A 16,104-nucleotide genomic window follows, 5' to 3' on the forward strand; every position below is an offset into this window, starting at 1 on the left:
CCCTGCACGCCACGACGCCAACGGTGGTACACCAACCACCACGTCACTATGCTGGGTGAAAGCGAATTGATAAATCTGAGTTAAGGAGTGTTCCACCCCATGAACCCCACCACGCTAAACGTGGCCTTTAAGACCGCATCGAACCTGTGGAGCCAGTTCAATAACTACCGCGAAGAAAAGTCCCGCGAGGCCTACACCGCCCTGGAAGAGGCCGCACAGAAGATGGACGAGCGCGATAACAGCACCTTCGCCGAGCCGCGCCGCCAAGCAGGCGCCGTTACCCGCGCCGCACACTCCCGCCTCGAGCGCGCCCTGGCGGAGTTCAACGACTACCGCGAAGACGCCACCGAGCGCCTGAACGACGCCAAGGAAGAGGCCACCAAGAAGGCTAAGAAGGCCCGCAAGCAGGCAAAGAAGGATTCTCAGAAGGCCCAGAAGAACCTCAAGAAGAAGTCCGCCAAGGTAGCCAAGAAGCAGAAGAAGAATAAGAAGTCTTCTAAGGGTTGGATCTTCGCCGGCATCATCGCCCTGCTGTCCGCTGCGGCCGGTGCCGCCTATTACTGGCTGCGCTCCAACGACAAGCCGTCCCAGACCCCGCCGCGCGTGGATGATTTCCAGTCCGATTCCCATACCGCTCCGGAGTCCACCTTGGTCTACACCTCCACCAGCGAGAATGACACCCAGTCTGACCTCGTTGAAGAAGGTGCCGTACGCGATGAGGAGCTCCTCGGTTCCATCGATGAGCAGCTGGCCAAGCACCGCGAGGAAGAAGCAGCTCAGCCGGCCGATACCACCCGCGTTACCGATGACCACCAAAACGAGGGCAAGCACCGCTTGTAAACCGAGGAATAAATACGCTTACCACCCCGCCGTGGGGGTATGCGTGGCGTTGTCTAGATCTCATTGCTTTGCCTAAACAAAAATCTCTTGATTGAATTCCCACATTAGGGATCTTTCTACAAGGAGATGAACAATGAGCTTTGAGTCCCTCACCGTCAAGCTCAAAGACGGCTCAACGTACTACTTCCCGGCAGGTGCGGTGTCCAAAGACCCTTCCTCTCGCGTGGATAACCTGCGCTTCGCCATCGATAACGGAACCACCTTCCACTCCGTGGATGAGGCCGGCATCGAGCGCGAATTCAACGGTCACGACGTCCGCAATTACCACCTAGCCTAAGCGTTAGCACAATCCCTTCCCCGCAGGTCACCAACCTGTGCGGAGGGGATTTTCGCATGCCCACCCCACGCTGCTGCCCCGCCGTCTATCGTGGATCTTATGGAACTTCGCGCAACGCAGGAATCTGACCGCACCTACCTCGCCCGCCTCAACTTTCTTACCGATACTTTCGGTGACGAGCACGGCGAGCTCTCCCCCGACTTCGCCGATGATTTCGCCTTCTACGTGGAAAATTGGGATCCCAACCAGGGCGGTTTCATCGCCTGGCAGGAGCTCGTCCCGGCGGGCGGCGTGTGGCTCAACTGGGGTACGGAGGACAATCACGGCTTTGGCTTTGTCGAGCCCGCCATTCCGGAGCTCGCGATCGCGGTCGAGGCCCGCTATAAGGGCCAGGGCATTGCCACCGCGCTTATCGACGCCGCCATTTCCCTCGCCCAGACCCTGCGCGCCCCCGGCATCTCGCTAGCCGTCCACCCCGATAATCCCCGCGCCAAGGGTCTCTATGAACACCTCGGCTTCGAGCACGTGGGCACCCACAAGGATCACTTTGTGATGGTCAAGCGTTTCTAAAGCGAACGCAGGCGAGCGTGGGTGACGTAAATCGGCTCGTTATCCACGGCCGTCTTAAATTCTTCGGTCAGGCCAGCCATAACTGCCTCACGAGCCTCTTCGCGGGTGCTGTGAAAGCTCACAACCTCGCCATCTACCGCAGCCTCGCCGCGCTTGCGCACCACAACAAATTCCGCGCCCTCCGGCGCCGCAACTTCCTTGTCTGCGGAGGTAAAAGGATCGCTGTAGCGAGCATTGGCGGTCATGGTTGGTCTCCTGGTGGTATCGCGGGACAGTAATGATTCCCCATTCACTGTACTGAAAGTTTCTCCCCCGCGACCTTGCACACTTCCGCCCTCTTCTTTCGCCGATCACGATTTTCGTCCATATAAACCGGCGCAACCGTCGACGAAAACCACGGTTTGTATGGACGAAAATCGCTAAATCAACCCCCTGAACCCCGCCACATAGAAAAAGTCCGGCTCCTCCGAAAAGGAAGCCGGACTTCATGCTGTGGAGCATAGGAGAATCGAACTCCTGACCTTCTGCTTGCAAAGCAGATGCTCTACCAATTGAGCTAATGCCCCAGTGCCTGAATATTTTACTACCGCAGGCGAAGTAACTCCAAACCTGAACCACTCAAATCACTTTGGGCACTGTAGGCATGTCCTATCACTTCAGTTACACGCAGGCGCTAGGGTCATGGACACATCGTGTCCACTTTCCCTCATCCTTAGGAAAACCATGCGTCGCATTCTCACCTCCGCCCTCACCGTGCTCGTTGCCGCTGCCGTTCCGGCGGCCGCTAATGCACAGTTGCCGCAGATTCCACAGCTGCCTGCGTCCTCCAGCTCGAATATCCAAGATGACATCAACCACCGCATCGAGGACGCCCGCGCGCAGGTCGAGGACATCTCCTCCAAGGCTTTCCCGCACAAGGCTCCTAAGCAGAAGGCACCCACCCCGGCCCAGGAGAAGAAAACAAAGCCACGCAATAATGGTGGCGTCGACTGTGCCAACTGCGTAGCTATCACCTACGACGACGGCCCCGGCGCCGAAACCAACCGCCTGCTGGACAAGCTCAAAGCAAAGAACGCGCACGCAAGCTTCATGGTGATCGCCCCCAGTGCTGAGCAGCACCCTGAGCTCCTCCAACGCATGAAGGCCGAGGGCCACACCATCGGCAACCACACCAAGAGCCACCGCCAGCTCAACACGCTGTCCCCTGAGCAGGTATCCCAAGAAATCGACGCCGGCAACGCCGCTATTAAGAAGGCCACCGGCCAGGGCACGCGCTGGGTACGCCCGCCCTACGGCGCTACCAACGCCACCGTGGATCAGGTAACCCGCGATAAGGGCGTCTCCCAGGCGCTATGGGACGTCGACACCGTGGATTGGAAAGACCGCAACTCTGAGCACGTCTGTTCCTCGGCCGTGCAGGGTGCCCGCGCCGGCTCCATCGTCTTGATGCATGATATCCACCCCACCACCGTGGACGCCGCCGATTGTGTCATCGATGGCCTGCGCGCCAAGGGCCTCGAACCTGTGAGCCTGGATCGCCTCCTGCGCACCCCCGTGGCAGGTAAGCGCTACTACGCTCGTGGTTAATGATTGATTTTGCCCTGACTGCCGACGCCGTCGCTCCCCAACTCCTCGGCTGCACCCTCACCCATGCCGGGGTGAGCATCCGCCTCACTGAGGTCGAGGCTTACCTAGGCGCCGAGGACTCCGCGGCACACACCTTCAATGGCAAAACCCCGCGTAATGCGGCCATGTTCGGTCCTCCGGGCAGGTTCTACGTCTATATTTCTTACGGCATCCACCGCAACGTCAATATCGTCTGTGCCCCTGAAGGCACTGGCCAGGGCTGTCTGCTGCGTGGCGGTGAAATCATCGAGGGTGCCGACATCGCCTTCGCCCGCCGTGGCACCTCTGATTTTCATAACCTCGCCCGCGGACCGGGAAACCTCGGCAAAGCCCTCGGCTTCACGCTCGAAGACAACCACCAACCAATACAGCTTGTCGAGCGAACCACCGAACCAGAATGGGTGTGCGGACCGCGTATCGGTATCTCCAAAAACCAGGAAGCGGCCCTCCGGTTTTGGATCCCCTTCGATAAAACCGTCTCGGGCCGCCGCGGCTATCCCAAGAAATAGCCCTGCTCGTTTCGCTAGCTAATAGCGCCCACCGTAGCGCTCATCATTCTCGATGGCCTTAATGATCCGCTGATTAATCTGCAGCATCTGGCGAATCTGCGTACGGGTCAGGCTATCCATTACGGACCTCCTCGCCTGCTTAGCGTGTCCAGGCGCAGTCTCTACTACTTTGTCCCAGCCGCTATCCGTGAGCTTTGCCATGGTGGTGCGGCCATCAGTCGGGCACGGCTGGCGCACGACCCACCCCTGCTTTTCTAGGCGCGTAACGACCTGGCTCAAGCGGGACAAAGATCCATTGGCGGTAATCGCCAAATCGCGCATACGCATCTCGCGACTTTCCGCCTCCGATAGCCGAGATAGCACTGTATATTCAAAAAAGCTCAAGCCTGCGTCATCGCGCAGCTGAGCATCCAAAATATTGGTTAAGCGAATATTTACGCTCATTAGAGACATAAATGATGTGAGTTCTTCATCATCCAGCCAGTAGTCATCGCGCTCGGTCATGGGATTTATTCTATCAACTTGGCTTTAATTCTAAAGTGACTCGTCACTGTCCTAAACGCAAAGGCCTTAGTGTCCAGAGGACGGCTCGATCGGCCGCTGCCTTCTCGGCAGCTTCTCTACCACCAAACGATAAGAATCCGTGACCAACTCCTCTATCAGCTGTTGGTGCAGCTCTGCGTGTGGATAGACGGAAACCCAATGCCGTTTATTCATGTGGTAGCCCGGCGCAATGAATGGATACTGCTGCTGTAGCGCTTGGCAGTCCTCCGGCTCGGCCTTAATGATCATTTGCTGTTGACCGGTCACCGCTGTCAACAGCAAGAAAATTTTGCCGCGTACTTTGAATACGTCCCAGTCGGGACCAAAAGGATGCAGCACCTGCGAGCCGAACATCTCTTCGGCGCGCTGCCGCGCAACCTTGTAGATGCCGCTCCCGTCCAACATCGCCCCCCATTTCGTTGTTAGCAGTTCCACCTCAGGGCGCCGAAGATTCATAGTCTGTCCACCCGATTGGGCTGGCTATGTTTATTTCCGTTCCCTCCGTCTGAAAGGACAGTAGAACTAGTCGCGGGCTTCGGTATGGCTTATTCCCGCCCCTGTCTGAAAATGATCCGGGGGTGATGCCGCCGAAGACAGTGACATACTCAAACAGCTCAATAGGAACCTGACCCAGCCCAGGTGGTATGAGGTCTCACAGTAATGTAGATGCCAGTACTAAGTATGTCCGACCACCCCCAGCGATGAAGCTCAAATAGTCCAACTTCTAATTCATCGCTAGGAGGAACACACCCATGGCCTATGACTTCGTCATTGGCGTAGACGTCGGCAAATACTTCCACCACGCCTGCGTCCTCGATCCCCAAGGCAGACAAGTCCTGCCCAAACGCATCAATCAGCATGAAGGCTCGCTACGCAAGCTCTTCGGCCAATTCCTCGCCGACAACACCTCGGTCCTTGTCATTGTCGATCAACCCAACAACATCGGCCGATTAACCGTCGCAGTCGCCCAACACATAGGGCAGACGATCGCTATCTACCAGGGCTTGCGATGCGACAGCTCTCTCGCATCCACGTCGGCAACTCCAAGACCGATGTACGCGACGCCGACGTCATCGCCCATGCCGGTCTTAACCTTCCAGACGCCCTGCGCAGCGTCGACCGCGTTGAGGAAGTCTTTACCCAGCCAAAAGTTCTCAACGGTATCGACGAAGACCTCGCCCGAGCCTACACACGCCTAATTAACCAGATGCGATCCGCGCTCGTGGGAACCAATCCTGCCTTCGACCATGTCCTGCACGGACAGATGATTCACCGAAAATGGATCCTCCACCTACTTGCAAAATACGGCGGCCCCACCAAGATTCGACGCATCGGTAAAACACGCCTAGCAGCCTTTGCGCGCAGTCACAAAGCGCGCAATCCCGAGCCTGTCATCCATGCCATGCTTGCTGCCATCCACACACAGACCGTGTCCATTGCCGGCGCAGAATACCCCGAACTTAGCGTAGCAATGTCCGCCAAAGACGCACTGGCCAAACTAGCACATCGCAAGGAAATAGAAGCACAGGTACTCAAGCTCATTCAAGACATTCCTCAAACCGAGATTCTTTTATCCATGCCCGGCATCGGCCCACGTAGCGCAGCACAGATCCTCATGACTGTTGGCGATATGTCCGACTTCCCCGATGCAGCGCACCTAGCGTCCTATGCAGGCCTATCACTGCGGACGACTCAGTCGGGAACGTCCATTATGTCGAATCGCCCAACCGCGCTGGCAACAAAAACTAAAGAACGCCCTATGGCAATCGTCTTTTGCATCGATCAGATTCCACGAGCGTTCCCGGCAATTCTATGAACGAAAACGCAAAGAAGACAAAAGACACAACGCCGCAGTCGTCGCACTCGCACGCCGACGCCTCAACGTCCTCTTCGCCATGATGCGAAAAGGCGAGCACTACCGAGACATCCCCACAATCCAGAAGGCCGCAGCAGCCTAAAGCCACCAGACCCCCATCCAAGCCGATTGCACAGCAAGCCCAACCGGCTCCTCAAGGTACCCAAAACAACATCTACGAGACGAAGCAGAAACCCTTCACACCACCAACAAGCCCACCCACGGAGTTGACAACCTATATAGGAACACCCCGACGAGGTGACGAGAATCCCCTCGTCGCTGTCGGACGGCGGTTTCCCGACCGGTGGCCCAGCCGCCGGCAAACCTCACCCGCGGCCGCCCGGGCCCTGTCCATGGCCAAGCCCGGTCTGGTGCCCCCCGGCACCAACGACTTCCGGTGCCGCCCCGGGACGGTGAATTGCCCGTCATCCTCATTCCCGGGACCGGGGAGGACTCCTACGCGAAATGGGCGGGCCTCGCGTCCCGCCTCGCCCGGGCCGGGCTGTGCGCCTACACGTTCACCGACAACCCGCTCGTCGTCGATGGACACCCCGTCGAATGGGCCGTGTTCAGCGGCGACATCCGCCACAGCTCGAAAACACTGGATTCCGTCGTCGACCGGGTGCTGGCCGCGACCGGAGCCCCGGCGGTCAACCTCGTCGGGTATTCGCAGGGCAGCGGACCCCTGCCCCACCACTACATCCGGGAGCTGGGCGGGGACCGGGTCGTCGAACAGCTCATCGGTACCGGTGCCTCGAACCACGGGCCCCGGGCGCACAGCGCAGCCGATCGCTTTGACGTCCACCCCGAGATGCGCCACGGATACTCCCGAAACGCCGGCAAAACGAACGCGCTTGCCTGGGAACAGCAGATCTCCGGTTCCATGCTGCTGAATGAGCTGACCATCGGCGACATCACTCGACCGGGCGTGCGGTACACCTTCCTGGGCACGCGGCACGACAATGCCGTGCTCCCCCACTAAAACTCCTTCGTGCGGGAACCCGGCGTCACCAACATCACCGTCCAAGACGTGTGCCCCGCCCACCGCACCGAGCACTACGGCTTCAATTACGACCCTGTCGCCCAGGGCATCGTCGAGGACCCGCTGACCGGGACGGCGTGGCGGGACCACTGCACCGGTACCGGACCGGAGCGATGGTCCTCGACGGACGAGAGGATCAGGCGCCCGGGGAGCCTCCCGTCCGGCACGTCCACGACTCGGCGTAGCGGCCGCCCTTCGCCAGCAATTCATCGTGCGTGCCCCGTTCTGCGACCGTCCCGTCCTCCGAAAGCACGACGATGAGGTCGGCATCGCGGACGGTGTGCAGGCGATGGGCGACGACGATCACGGTGCGATCGCCGCGCAACGCTTCCATCGCGCCAACAATCGCCCGCTCAGTGGCCGCATCCAGCGAGGACGTCGGCTCGTCGAAAAGCACCACCGGGGAATCCTTCAGAAGCGCCCGGGCGATGGCGACGCGCTGCCGCTCGCCTCCCGACAGCAGCGTCCCCTCCTCCCCCACCGGGTTATCCCACCCGGAAGGCAGCAGCTCCACGATGCGGTCCACCCCGGATCGCCGGGCGGCCTCGCGCAAGCGGTCTCCGTCGCCGGGCCCGGAACCGAATCCGGGGTCGGCGAAGACCACGTTGTCCCGCACGGACGCGTCGAAGAGGAACGTCTCCTGGAACACCGGGGTCACCAGCGAGTTCACGCCGTCGGTGCCGATCCGAGGCAAGGGCACCCCGCCAATGAGGATCTCCCCCGAGTCCGGATCATGAAACCGCGACAGCAGCCGCATGACCGTCGTCTTGCCCGCCCCCGAAGGTCCCACTATGGCGACCAGCGCTCCCTGAGGCGCACGGAAGCTGACGCCGTCGAGGACCTTCTTCTCCCCGTACCCGAAGCTCACGCCGCGGAACTCCACGTCATGCCCGTCGGGCAGCTCCGGTGCGGCAGGCTCGGGAAGGACGGGGATCGCCCGCAGCTCACGCAGCGCAGCCAACGTGTTGCGGCCCGCGCCGAAACCGCCGGACAACGCTCCCGCCGTGGTGATCGGTCCGGTGAACTGGACGACCACAATGAGCATCGGCGCCAAATGCGCCGGTGACATCCCGCCCGTCGCGGCGACCGCCACGGCGACGACCACCGCCGCCGTGAACACCGCATGGACGACCGAGCCCAACCGTCCGATGGCCGCGCCTTGCGTCGACGTCGCCTTCGCGAACGCATCGTGTTGGGCCTGGATCGCCTCATCCACCATCGCGTCCGCCGCCGAACCGTCGCCCGCGGCGCGAATCACCTGCTGGCCGCGGGTGAACTCGATCAGCCTGCCGGAGACGGCAGCGACGGCGTCAGCATGCGCTTCGTCCGACTCCCCGCCGACCCGGCCAATGGCCCGGTAGGCGAAGAAGAGCACCGGCGCCGACGCGACGAGAACCAACCCGACGCGCCAATCCATCGCCAGAATTCCGAGAGCGATGACGGTCGGCGTAACCACAGCGGCGATGACGGGCCGCAGGATCACGTGCGGCACGGACGCCGCGAACGCCATGCCCGAAGACGCCATCTCCGAAAAGCGGCCGGCCGTGGACTTGGTGACGTACCCGAGTGGCAACGTCAGCACGCGTTCGCCCAGGGAACGCAGCAGGGACGACAGCACCGCTGCGGAATTCGCCCTGCCGACCGTCCCCGCGGCGAGGGACAGCACCGCATGGGCGGCCGCGAGGCCGGCGATGACGCCGGTGAAACGCCACGCCGTCGCATCATCTCCCTCGGCCAGAGCCGACAGCAGCGGCAGCAGCGCGACGAACGCCGCTCCCTGTGCCAGCGCGGCAAGCGCGGCCAACGCAATGAGCCACGCCAGCGTCATCTTCGAGTGCCGATCCGTCATCGACCACAAGTCCCGGATCATCGGTTCCCTGCCTTTTCATCGTCTGCTTCAGTGCCCCGCGGGGCGGATGGTTCGTCGTCGAGGGCGAACGCGCGCCACAGATCCCGGTAGCGGCCACCGCGCGCAAGCAACTCGTCGTGGGTGCCCGCCTCCGCGACCGCTCCCCCATCGAGAACGAGGATGCGGTCAGCGTTGCGGATCGTGCTCAATCTGTGCGCAATCACGATCACCGTCCGCGAACGAGCCAAACGCTCGATTGCGGACTGAATGAGGGCCTCGGAAGCCGGATCCGCGTAAGCGGTTGCCTCGTCGAAGATGAGCACCGGCGCGTCCGTGACAATCGACCTCGCGATGGCCACGCGCTGCGCCTCACCACCGGAAAAGGTTACGTCGACGTTGACCACCGAATCCAGGCCCTTCGGCAGCGCCGCGATGACCGTATCGAGGTTCGCGAGCTTCGCGGCCGCCATGATTTCGCCGTCGGTGGCGTCTCTCCTGGCCAGCCGGATGTTCTCCCGCAAGGGCAGCGTGAGCAACTGCGGATCCTGGAACACCACCGACACCGAACGGTGCACGTCGCGCACGGCGATGTCGCGAAGATCGTCGCCGCCCAGCAGCACCGAGCCTTCGACAGGGTCGTGGAAACGCGCCAACAGCCGGGCGACGGTGGACTTTCCGGAACCGGAGGGTCCCACCAGCGCCGTGAGGGCCCCCGATTCGAACGTCGCGGACATCCCGTCGAGGACCCGCGGCCCATCCCCGTAGGAGAAGACCAGGTTCCGGACCTCGAGCGCGCCTCCGTGCACGGGCACCGGCTCGGCGGACTCGGTGATCGGCGGCGTGCCCAGCACCTCCGCGATGGACTTCAGGGCGGCGATCCCCGCGATGATGGGTTCGGAGTTCATAGCCACCCTCACGATCGCCGCGGAGAGTCCAAGGCCGAGAACCAGCCCGGCGACGAGACCCTCCGGTTTGCCGCCCGCGGTGTCCCTCAAAGCGAGGCCGGCGCCGCACACCACTGCGAGGACCGTGATCGGGGACGTCACCACGTCGATGAGCCCGAGATAGATGTTCGACTGCCGGGACCAGGCGGACCACGCGCGGACGAACGACGACGCCGCGGCATCGTAGCGGCCCGCGCCCTGGCTGGCGCGTCCGAAGGACTTCATCACCGGGATGCCGCGCACCAACTCGATGACCGCAGCCGTCACTTTTTCAGAGGCTCGCTCGTAGTCGCGCTGAAGACCGGCTCCGCGCGAAATCATCACGCCCATCAGGGCGAAGGTGACCAGCACCGGGACGACCGCCACCGCCGCGATCCGCCAATCGACCGCGACGAGCGCGATGAGGGAAAGCAGGGGAACCAGCACCGCCACCACGGTCTCGCCGACGGTGTGGCCCATGAGCTGGTGGACAGCCGCGACGTCCTTCTCAACCGACCCGATGATCCCCGACGAGCGCCGGGCGTCCAGCCAACCCAGCGGCAGCTTCCGGATATGGGCAACCAACCGGCGCCGGAGGTGGAGCTGCAGGTCGTTATCCGCCCGGTGCGAGAGCATGCCGGCGGCGCCGTCCGCAGCCATTCGCACCGTCGCGGCGACGACGATGACAACCACGGCCAACCACGTCCGATGCACCGGGGCCTCCGGGTACGTCATCGCGATGTCGATGATGCCGACCAGCGAAGCGACGGTAGCCACCGACGACAGGACGGACAACGCGACCACCGCACGCATCCGGGTCCGGATCGGGGCGAGCAGCGACCACGGGCCGACGGTCCCGTCCACGGCGCTCACTTCCCCGCCTCCCCGATCGCGCTTTTCTTCGCGAGAGTGCAGAAATACACCATGCCGGCGCGTGAGGCTCCGTCCAGCTTCAGCCCGTTGGCTTCGGCGAGGTCCTCGAGCTCGCTGCCCCGGAACACCCGGTGGCCCATCTTCGCCATGACGGCCATGTCGACCCGCTCGTTCACGTCGGGATCCTCGACGAACGTCTGCACGTAAGCGATGCCGCCGTCGGCGAGCAGCCCGGAGACCCTGCCGAGCGCGGCTCCCGCATCCTTCATTTGGTGGAGCGCGCCACACACCCAGATTTCACAGGCCCCGCCGGGCTCTCCCGCGAGCGGCGTGAGGATGTCGGCAACGTGGAATTCCGTCCGGGCCCCGAGCCCGTCGGCGGCGGCGCGTTCGCGGGCGATGCGGATCGCATTGGGCGACAGGTCGTAGCCGACGATGTTCGCCCTGCGATAGCGAGACTCAGCGGCGAGCGTGCGGGCGAGCCACCCGGTTCCGCAACCGAGGTCGAGGACCCGGGCCGGCGCATCCGGCCCGGGATCCAGCGCACGGAGCTTCCGGTACACGGCGGCGGCGTCCATCGGTTCGCGCGCATAGCGGCTTAGGAACCTCGGCTGGACCTTGTCCTCGTAGGCCGCGAGGAGCCTGCGGTTGTTCTGGACGATCTGGGCGATCGACTTCATCTGGTTCTGTCTCCGGGTGTGTGGGCCGCGTCCACGCGGCGGTTTCGGGTTAGATGCTCGGATTCGCGGGCCGTCATGCAGACTCCCCCGGCCTCGTTTTCACGGCGATGCCCCACGCCGCGAGCACGGCGATACCAAAGAACCAGGCCGCGCAGACCACCAGACCCGCAGCCCCGGTACCGTTGACGGCCTCGCCGGCCGCGGATACGGGGGTGTGCCCGGCGATTCCGCGCAGGAGGGGACGGAAGTGGTCGGCGGGCATGAGCACCGTGTTGACGAACATCGCAACGATTATCAACGGGATAAGGGCCACGGATCCCTGGGGGCTGGTGATGGAGAACGCGATGTACGTGCCGGTGCATGCGGCCGCCGCGGCAACCATCGCGCCGGTCACCGTGATCCTCCACCACCAGGACACCTCCAGGGGGCCGTCGGAAAGCAAGGCGGCCACCGCCGCGACGACGATCGTCATCGCCATGATCCGGATGAACTCGGCGATTATCCGTGCGGTCGGCACGGCCGCGTACGGTGCCGGCATTGTGATCAACCGCTCGTGGAGGCCATTGCTGCGTTCAACGAACACGGTGGACGATCCCGTGATGGCCAAGATGAACGCCCACGCCGTTACGACAAGGATGACCGCGTTCCGGAGTTCGAACTCTCCGGTGAGCTGCCTGACCAGGCTACCGAACATGCGGTTGACGATGAACAGGTACACGAGCGGAGCAATGAACGTCATGAACCAGAAGTCAGGGCGCCGCAGCCAAGTGTGGACGATGCGCCGCAGATGCACGAAAATGGCGTCGATCATGATTCGCTCCTCGAGGTGAACAGGCGGATGAACAGGACGATTCCGACGACCGTCGCGACACCGAGCCACAGGGCGGCCTCTTCCCCGGCGTGATTCGGGAAGGCGCCCGGGGACGCCGCCCTGATCACCTCGATCACCGGCGAAAAAGGCATGTGGCGCACGATGTCGCGCAGGGAGCCGTCCACAGCGGTCGTCGGAATGAACGCGGTGGAGAACATGAGCAGCAGCATTTCCAGCGCCTGGATCGATGAGGCCGTCGACACCGGAGCGGGCACCATCAGGATCACCCCGTCCGTGACCAGGGACAGGACCGCGGCAGCGAGCAGTGACCACAGGACTGTCCACGCGACGTCACCGAGAGCCATGTCGAGGCCACAGGCCCACGCGACGATCAGCAGCGCCGCGATCGACGCGGACATCCGCAGCACATCGGTGGCGAGCCTGCCGGCGACATAGCCGCCCGTGGCCCCGGGCAACACGCGCACACGGTCGACGAGCCCGGATTCGACGTCCTGTCCCACCGCCATCGCCGACGCCGCGGCGGTGAACATCGCCGCCTGGAACAGGCAGCCGCCGAGCACGAAACGCAGGTACCCGAAGCCGGATTGCCCTGCTGAGTACCCAAACACCGCGTACAGGCACAGCAGGAAGAGGGGAGGAACAACGAACATGGAGATCAGCGACGCGGTGTTGCGTCGCAACAGCAGCAGATCCCGACGGAGGAACGCCGCGACCGACGTCGCACTCATCGCGCCGCACCCCCCGCGTTCATCGATATGAACACCTCGTTAAGGGTGGGCGGCGACACGCTCAGCGAATCCGGCAACGCTTCCGAGGCCTCCATCGCCCGCGCCACCGCCTCGAGGACCTGCGGTCCGGGGTCGACGTCGAGGGACACCATCTTCCCCGCGACGCGGGCGCGGTCCAGACACGCTCCCCTTAGGCAGCGGGCGAATGCCTCCGCCCCGGCGGCGGTGGCGAAGGACACGCGGAGCACGTGCGACCCGAAGTCGCGACGCAATTCCTCCGGCGTTCCGCTGGCGACGATGCGGCGGTCCTTGAGCAGATGGACGTGGTCTGCCAGCGCCTCCGCCTCTTCCAGGTACTGGGTGGTCAGCACCAGGGTCATTCCGTCGTCCCGCAGTTGCCGGATGAAGCCCCACAACTCTTCGCGGCTGACCGGGTCCAGCCCCGTCGTGGGTTCGTCGAGGAACAGCAACCTGGGCACGACGCACAGCGACGCGGCGATGTCGAGGCGGCGCCGCATACCACCCGAATAGGCCGACGCCAACGTCGAGGCACTGTCCGCGAGCGAGAATTGCGCGAGCAGTTCCGTCGCGCGGGCGGCCGCGTCGGCGCGGTCGAGTCCGCGCAGACGCCCGAAGAACTCCAGGTTCTCCCGGCCGGTGAGGTTCTCGTCGATCGCCGCGAATTGGCCGGTGGTGGCAATGTCGGCGCGCACGCCCGCCGGATCCTCTTTCACATCGCGCGAGAAGATGCTCACCTCGCCGGAGTCTGCGGTGATGAGCGTCGACAGGATTCGGATGAGGGTGGTCTTGCCTGCGCCGTTGTGGCCGAGGAACGACACGATCGACCCGGCGGGCACGGTGAAACTCACGCCGTCGAGCACATGCTTGCGCATCCGGGCGCCGCGCTTTCCCTTACGCCCGCCGTCCGGCGGAGCACCTGCCCCGCCTTCGGGCGCGGTGCCGGCTTTGCCCGCAATCGGGTAGCTCTTCGTGAGGTCGCGGACGACGATCGCCGCACCCCGTTCAGCTTGATCCGTCATCGTTTCTCCTTTTCTTTGGTGTCGCAGTGGGCCGCTGCCGGCAGTGGCCCCGTGGTCAGGTTGTCATGCGGCGTTTCGATATGGATGCCCGCATCGCGGGCGAAGGCGAGGACCGGTTCGAGGAGCCGGGGGTGGCCGACGAGATCCCGGCACCCCGGCGCGACCGGCTTCCCCGTGACCGACGCAACGGTGGCGGCGGCAATGGCCGCGGTCATTTTGTAGGAACCCGGGCCAGTCGCCCGGACGACGGTTGTCTCGGCCGCCGACCCCGCATCGCCCGCGCCGGCGGAGGACAGTGCGACGACCAGCTCGGCGGGTTGCGGAGTGCCCTTCGCCCGCGCCTTCCGCGACGTCACGGCCGCCCCGAGACGGGCGAGCAGACCGGAGACGACGGGCATCGCGTACAGTCTCGACGTGCGGATCTTCTCCACCGACTCATCGGGGAGAGCATCGAAGGCGACGTGGTAGGAATATCCGAGGATCGAGGGGCACACCTCGCGTACGACGTCGATGTCCGGGCATTCGTAGCCGATTCCGCTTTGCGACGACACCGGGTTGCGCCGCACTTCGACGATGGCGCCGCCGAGCATATCGCGGGTGGATGGTCGGCCACCCGCTGCGACCGGTGCGACGTGTACCAACCGCCCATCGTCCGTCTGCGATGCCACGGCGTCGCCGTCGCCCGTCCCGTCCGGGCCCGCGTCCCCGACTCCCCCTCCGGAGAGGGGTTCTCTGGTCGATCCACGTTTTCTGTTCATCGTCGCCGCCTCGCTTCCGTTGCCGATTCCCGATCGGGAACATAACTTGAAACAGTATTAGGTTAGGCACTCCTTATCTACTTATGCCAGACTCGAATTATTGACTTTGCCCCCGCTCCCCCCCATTTCGTTGTTAGCAGTTCCACCTCAGGGCACCGAAGATTCATAGTCTGTCCACCCGATTGGGCGGGTTATGTTTATTTCCGTTCCCTCCGTCTGAAAGGACAGTAGAACTAGTCGCTGGCTTCGGTATGGCTTATTCCCGCCCCTGTCTGAAAATGATCCGGGGGTGATGCCGCCGAAGACAGTGACATACTCAAACAGCTCAATAGGAACCTGACCCAGCCCAGGTGGTATGAGGTCTCACAGTAATGTAGATGCCAGTACTAAGTATGTCCGACCACCCCCAGCGATGAAGCTCAAATAGTCCAACTTCTAATTCATCGCTAGGAGGAACACACCCATGGCCTATGACTTCGTCATTGGCGTAGACGTCGGCAAATACTTCCACCACGCCTGCGTCCTCGATCCCCAAGGCAGGCAAGTCCTGTCCAAACGCATCAATCAGCATAAAGGCTCGCTCCGCAAGCTCTTCGGCCAATTCCTCGCCGACAACACCTCAGTCCTTGTCATTGTCGATCAGCCCAACAACATCAGCCGATTAACCGTCGCAGTCGCCCAACACATGGGGGCAGACGATCGCTCAACAAAAATTAAAGAACGCCCTATGGCAATCGTCTTTTGCATCGATCAGATTCCACGAGCGTTCCCGGCAATTCTATGAACGAAAACGCAAAGAAGGCAAAAGACACAACACCGCAGTCGTCGCACTCGCACGCCGACGCCTCAACGCTCTCTTCTCCATGATGCGAAACGGCGAGCACTACCGAGACATCTCTACAGCTCAGGAGGCTGCAGCAGCCTAAAGCCAACAGACCCCCATCCAAGCCGATTGCACAGCAAGCCCAACCGGCTCCTCAAGGTACCCAAAACAACATCTACGAGACGAAGCAGAAACCCTTGGGCCTGGCCCCCGGAAAGTAGACACGTCGGGGGTTAGCTATGCTGCTTGGGTCAGTGTAGCTGAATTAAGCGCCTC

17 protein-coding genes, 1 tRNA gene and 2 pseudogenes are annotated in these 16,104 nt (G+C 62.8%); 9 read left to right on the forward strand and 11 right to left on the reverse strand.

Going from position 1 to position 16,104, the window contains the following annotated elements; translation table 11 throughout:
- The first annotated feature begins 99 nt into the window (after nt 1-99).
- The 3 genes from QP909_RS10495 (at nt 100) to QP909_RS10505 (ending at nt 1,747) form a co-directional block, all read left to right on the forward strand.
- Nucleotides 100-840: a hypothetical protein gene (locus tag QP909_RS10495; RefSeq protein ID WP_284767200.1), complete on the forward strand. Its 741-nt coding sequence runs from the start codon at nt 100-102 to the stop codon at nt 838-840.
- Nucleotides 841-973: 133 nt separating this feature from the next.
- Nucleotides 974-1,177, forward strand: a complete 204-nt coding sequence (locus QP909_RS10500; protein WP_005326240.1) for a hypothetical protein — start codon at nt 974-976, stop codon at nt 1,175-1,177.
- Between the two features lie 99 nt (nt 1,178-1,276).
- Nucleotides 1,277-1,747 (forward strand): GNAT family N-acetyltransferase, encoded by a 471-nt coding sequence (locus QP909_RS10505; RefSeq protein WP_284767201.1) that lies wholly within the window; start codon nt 1,277-1,279, stop codon nt 1,745-1,747.
- On the opposite strand, the gene QP909_RS10510 is transcribed toward QP909_RS10505, so the two are convergent.
- Complete coding sequence (locus QP909_RS10510; protein ID WP_284767202.1) at nt 1,744-1,992, reverse strand: hypothetical protein; 249 nt, start codon at nt 1,990-1,992, stop codon at nt 1,744-1,746. The two genes, QP909_RS10505 and QP909_RS10510, sit on opposite strands and share 4 nt — an antisense overlap.
- 248 nt (nt 1,993-2,240) lie before the next feature.
- Nucleotides 2,241-2,313: transfer RNA gene (locus tag QP909_RS10515), tRNA-Ala, on the reverse strand.
- Between the two features lie 157 nt (nt 2,314-2,470).
- On the opposite strand from QP909_RS10515, the gene QP909_RS10520 reads away from it, so the two are divergent.
- Nucleotides 2,471-3,334: a polysaccharide deacetylase family protein gene (locus QP909_RS10520; RefSeq protein WP_284767203.1), complete on the forward strand. Its 864-nt coding sequence runs from the start codon at nt 2,471-2,473 to the stop codon at nt 3,332-3,334.
- Nucleotides 3,334-3,882 carry a DNA-3-methyladenine glycosylase gene (locus QP909_RS10525; RefSeq protein WP_005326236.1) on the forward strand — a complete coding sequence of 183 codons (549 nt, stop codon included), beginning with the start codon at nt 3,334-3,336 and terminating at the stop codon, nt 3,880-3,882. The genes QP909_RS10520 and QP909_RS10525 overlap by 1 nt, the downstream gene beginning before the upstream one ends.
- Before the next feature lie 18 nt (nt 3,883-3,900).
- Here QP909_RS10525 and QP909_RS10530 read toward each other — a convergent pair whose 3' ends face one another.
- The gene (locus QP909_RS10530) at nt 3,901-4,386 is read right to left on the reverse strand and encodes a MarR family winged helix-turn-helix transcriptional regulator (protein WP_005326234.1); all 486 of its coding nucleotides are present in this window, start codon (nt 4,384-4,386) and stop codon (nt 3,901-3,903) included.
- 66 nt (nt 4,387-4,452) lie between these two features.
- Nucleotides 4,453-4,881 carry an MmcQ/YjbR family DNA-binding protein gene (locus tag QP909_RS10535; protein WP_150851362.1) on the reverse strand — a complete coding sequence of 143 codons (429 nt, stop codon included), beginning with the start codon at nt 4,879-4,881 and terminating at the stop codon, nt 4,453-4,455.
- A 296-nt stretch (nt 4,882-5,177) separates the two neighbouring features.
- Here QP909_RS10535 and QP909_RS10540 point away from each other — a divergent pair.
- Together QP909_RS10540 and QP909_RS10545 are read left to right on the forward strand one after the other, a co-directional pair.
- A pseudogene (locus tag QP909_RS10540) lies at nt 5,178-6,383 on the forward strand (IS110 family RNA-guided transposase).
- Between the two features lie 315 nt (nt 6,384-6,698).
- Complete coding sequence (locus QP909_RS10545) at nt 6,699-7,262, forward strand: esterase/lipase family protein (protein ID WP_284767204.1); 564 nt, start codon at nt 6,699-6,701, stop codon at nt 7,260-7,262.
- A 196-nt stretch (nt 7,263-7,458) separates the two neighbouring features.
- Here QP909_RS10545 and QP909_RS10550 read toward each other — a convergent pair whose 3' ends face one another.
- The 7 genes from QP909_RS10550 to QP909_RS10580 all read right to left on the reverse strand — a co-directional run bounded on the left by QP909_RS10550 (nt 7,459) and on the right by QP909_RS10580 (nt 14,915).
- A complete protein-coding gene (locus QP909_RS10550) occupies nt 7,459-9,192 on the reverse strand; it encodes an ABC transporter ATP-binding protein (RefSeq protein ID WP_284767205.1) in 1,734 nt (577 codons plus the stop codon).
- Nucleotides 9,189-10,967: an ABC transporter ATP-binding protein gene (locus QP909_RS10555; RefSeq protein ID WP_238801895.1), complete on the reverse strand. Its 1,779-nt coding sequence runs from the start codon at nt 10,965-10,967 to the stop codon at nt 9,189-9,191. Before QP909_RS10555 ends, QP909_RS10550 begins: the two co-directional genes overlap by 4 nt.
- Nucleotides 10,964-11,647: a class I SAM-dependent methyltransferase gene (locus QP909_RS10560; RefSeq protein WP_034668635.1), complete on the reverse strand. Its 684-nt coding sequence runs from the start codon at nt 11,645-11,647 to the stop codon at nt 10,964-10,966. The genes QP909_RS10555 and QP909_RS10560 overlap by 4 nt, the downstream gene beginning before the upstream one ends.
- A 73-nt stretch (nt 11,648-11,720) precedes the next feature.
- Nucleotides 11,721-12,458 carry an ABC transporter permease gene (locus QP909_RS10565; RefSeq protein ID WP_005325972.1) on the reverse strand — a complete coding sequence of 246 codons (738 nt, stop codon included), beginning with the start codon at nt 12,456-12,458 and terminating at the stop codon, nt 11,721-11,723.
- Nucleotides 12,455-13,207, reverse strand: a complete 753-nt coding sequence (locus QP909_RS10570; protein WP_005325973.1) for an ABC transporter permease — start codon at nt 13,205-13,207, stop codon at nt 12,455-12,457. Before QP909_RS10570 ends, QP909_RS10565 begins: the two co-directional genes overlap by 4 nt.
- On the reverse strand, nt 13,204-14,247 hold the full coding sequence (locus QP909_RS10575; protein ID WP_086589202.1) for an ABC transporter ATP-binding protein: 1,044 nt from the start codon (nt 14,245-14,247) through the stop codon (nt 13,204-13,206). The genes QP909_RS10570 and QP909_RS10575 overlap by 4 nt, the downstream gene beginning before the upstream one ends.
- Complete coding sequence (locus tag QP909_RS10580; protein ID WP_284767207.1) at nt 14,244-14,915, reverse strand: hypothetical protein; 672 nt, start codon at nt 14,913-14,915, stop codon at nt 14,244-14,246. Before QP909_RS10580 ends, QP909_RS10575 begins: the two co-directional genes overlap by 4 nt.
- A gap of 553 nt (nt 14,916-15,468) precedes the next feature.
- Between QP909_RS10580 and QP909_RS10585 the strand changes: the two genes are divergently transcribed.
- Nucleotides 15,469-15,789, forward strand: coding sequence for an IS110 family transposase (locus QP909_RS10585; RefSeq protein ID WP_284836124.1), 321 nt, complete (start codon nt 15,469-15,471; stop codon nt 15,787-15,789).
- Nucleotides 15,713-15,931, forward strand: a pseudogene (locus tag QP909_RS11930) (IS110 family transposase); the annotation flags it as partial. The gene QP909_RS10585 and the pseudogene QP909_RS11930, both read left to right, overlap by 77 nt.
- Nucleotides 15,932-16,104: the final 173 nt, after the last annotated feature.

Source organism: Corynebacterium sp. MSK195 (assembly GCF_030228885.1).
Taxonomy (GTDB): domain Bacteria; phylum Actinomycetota; class Actinomycetes; order Mycobacteriales; family Mycobacteriaceae; genus Corynebacterium.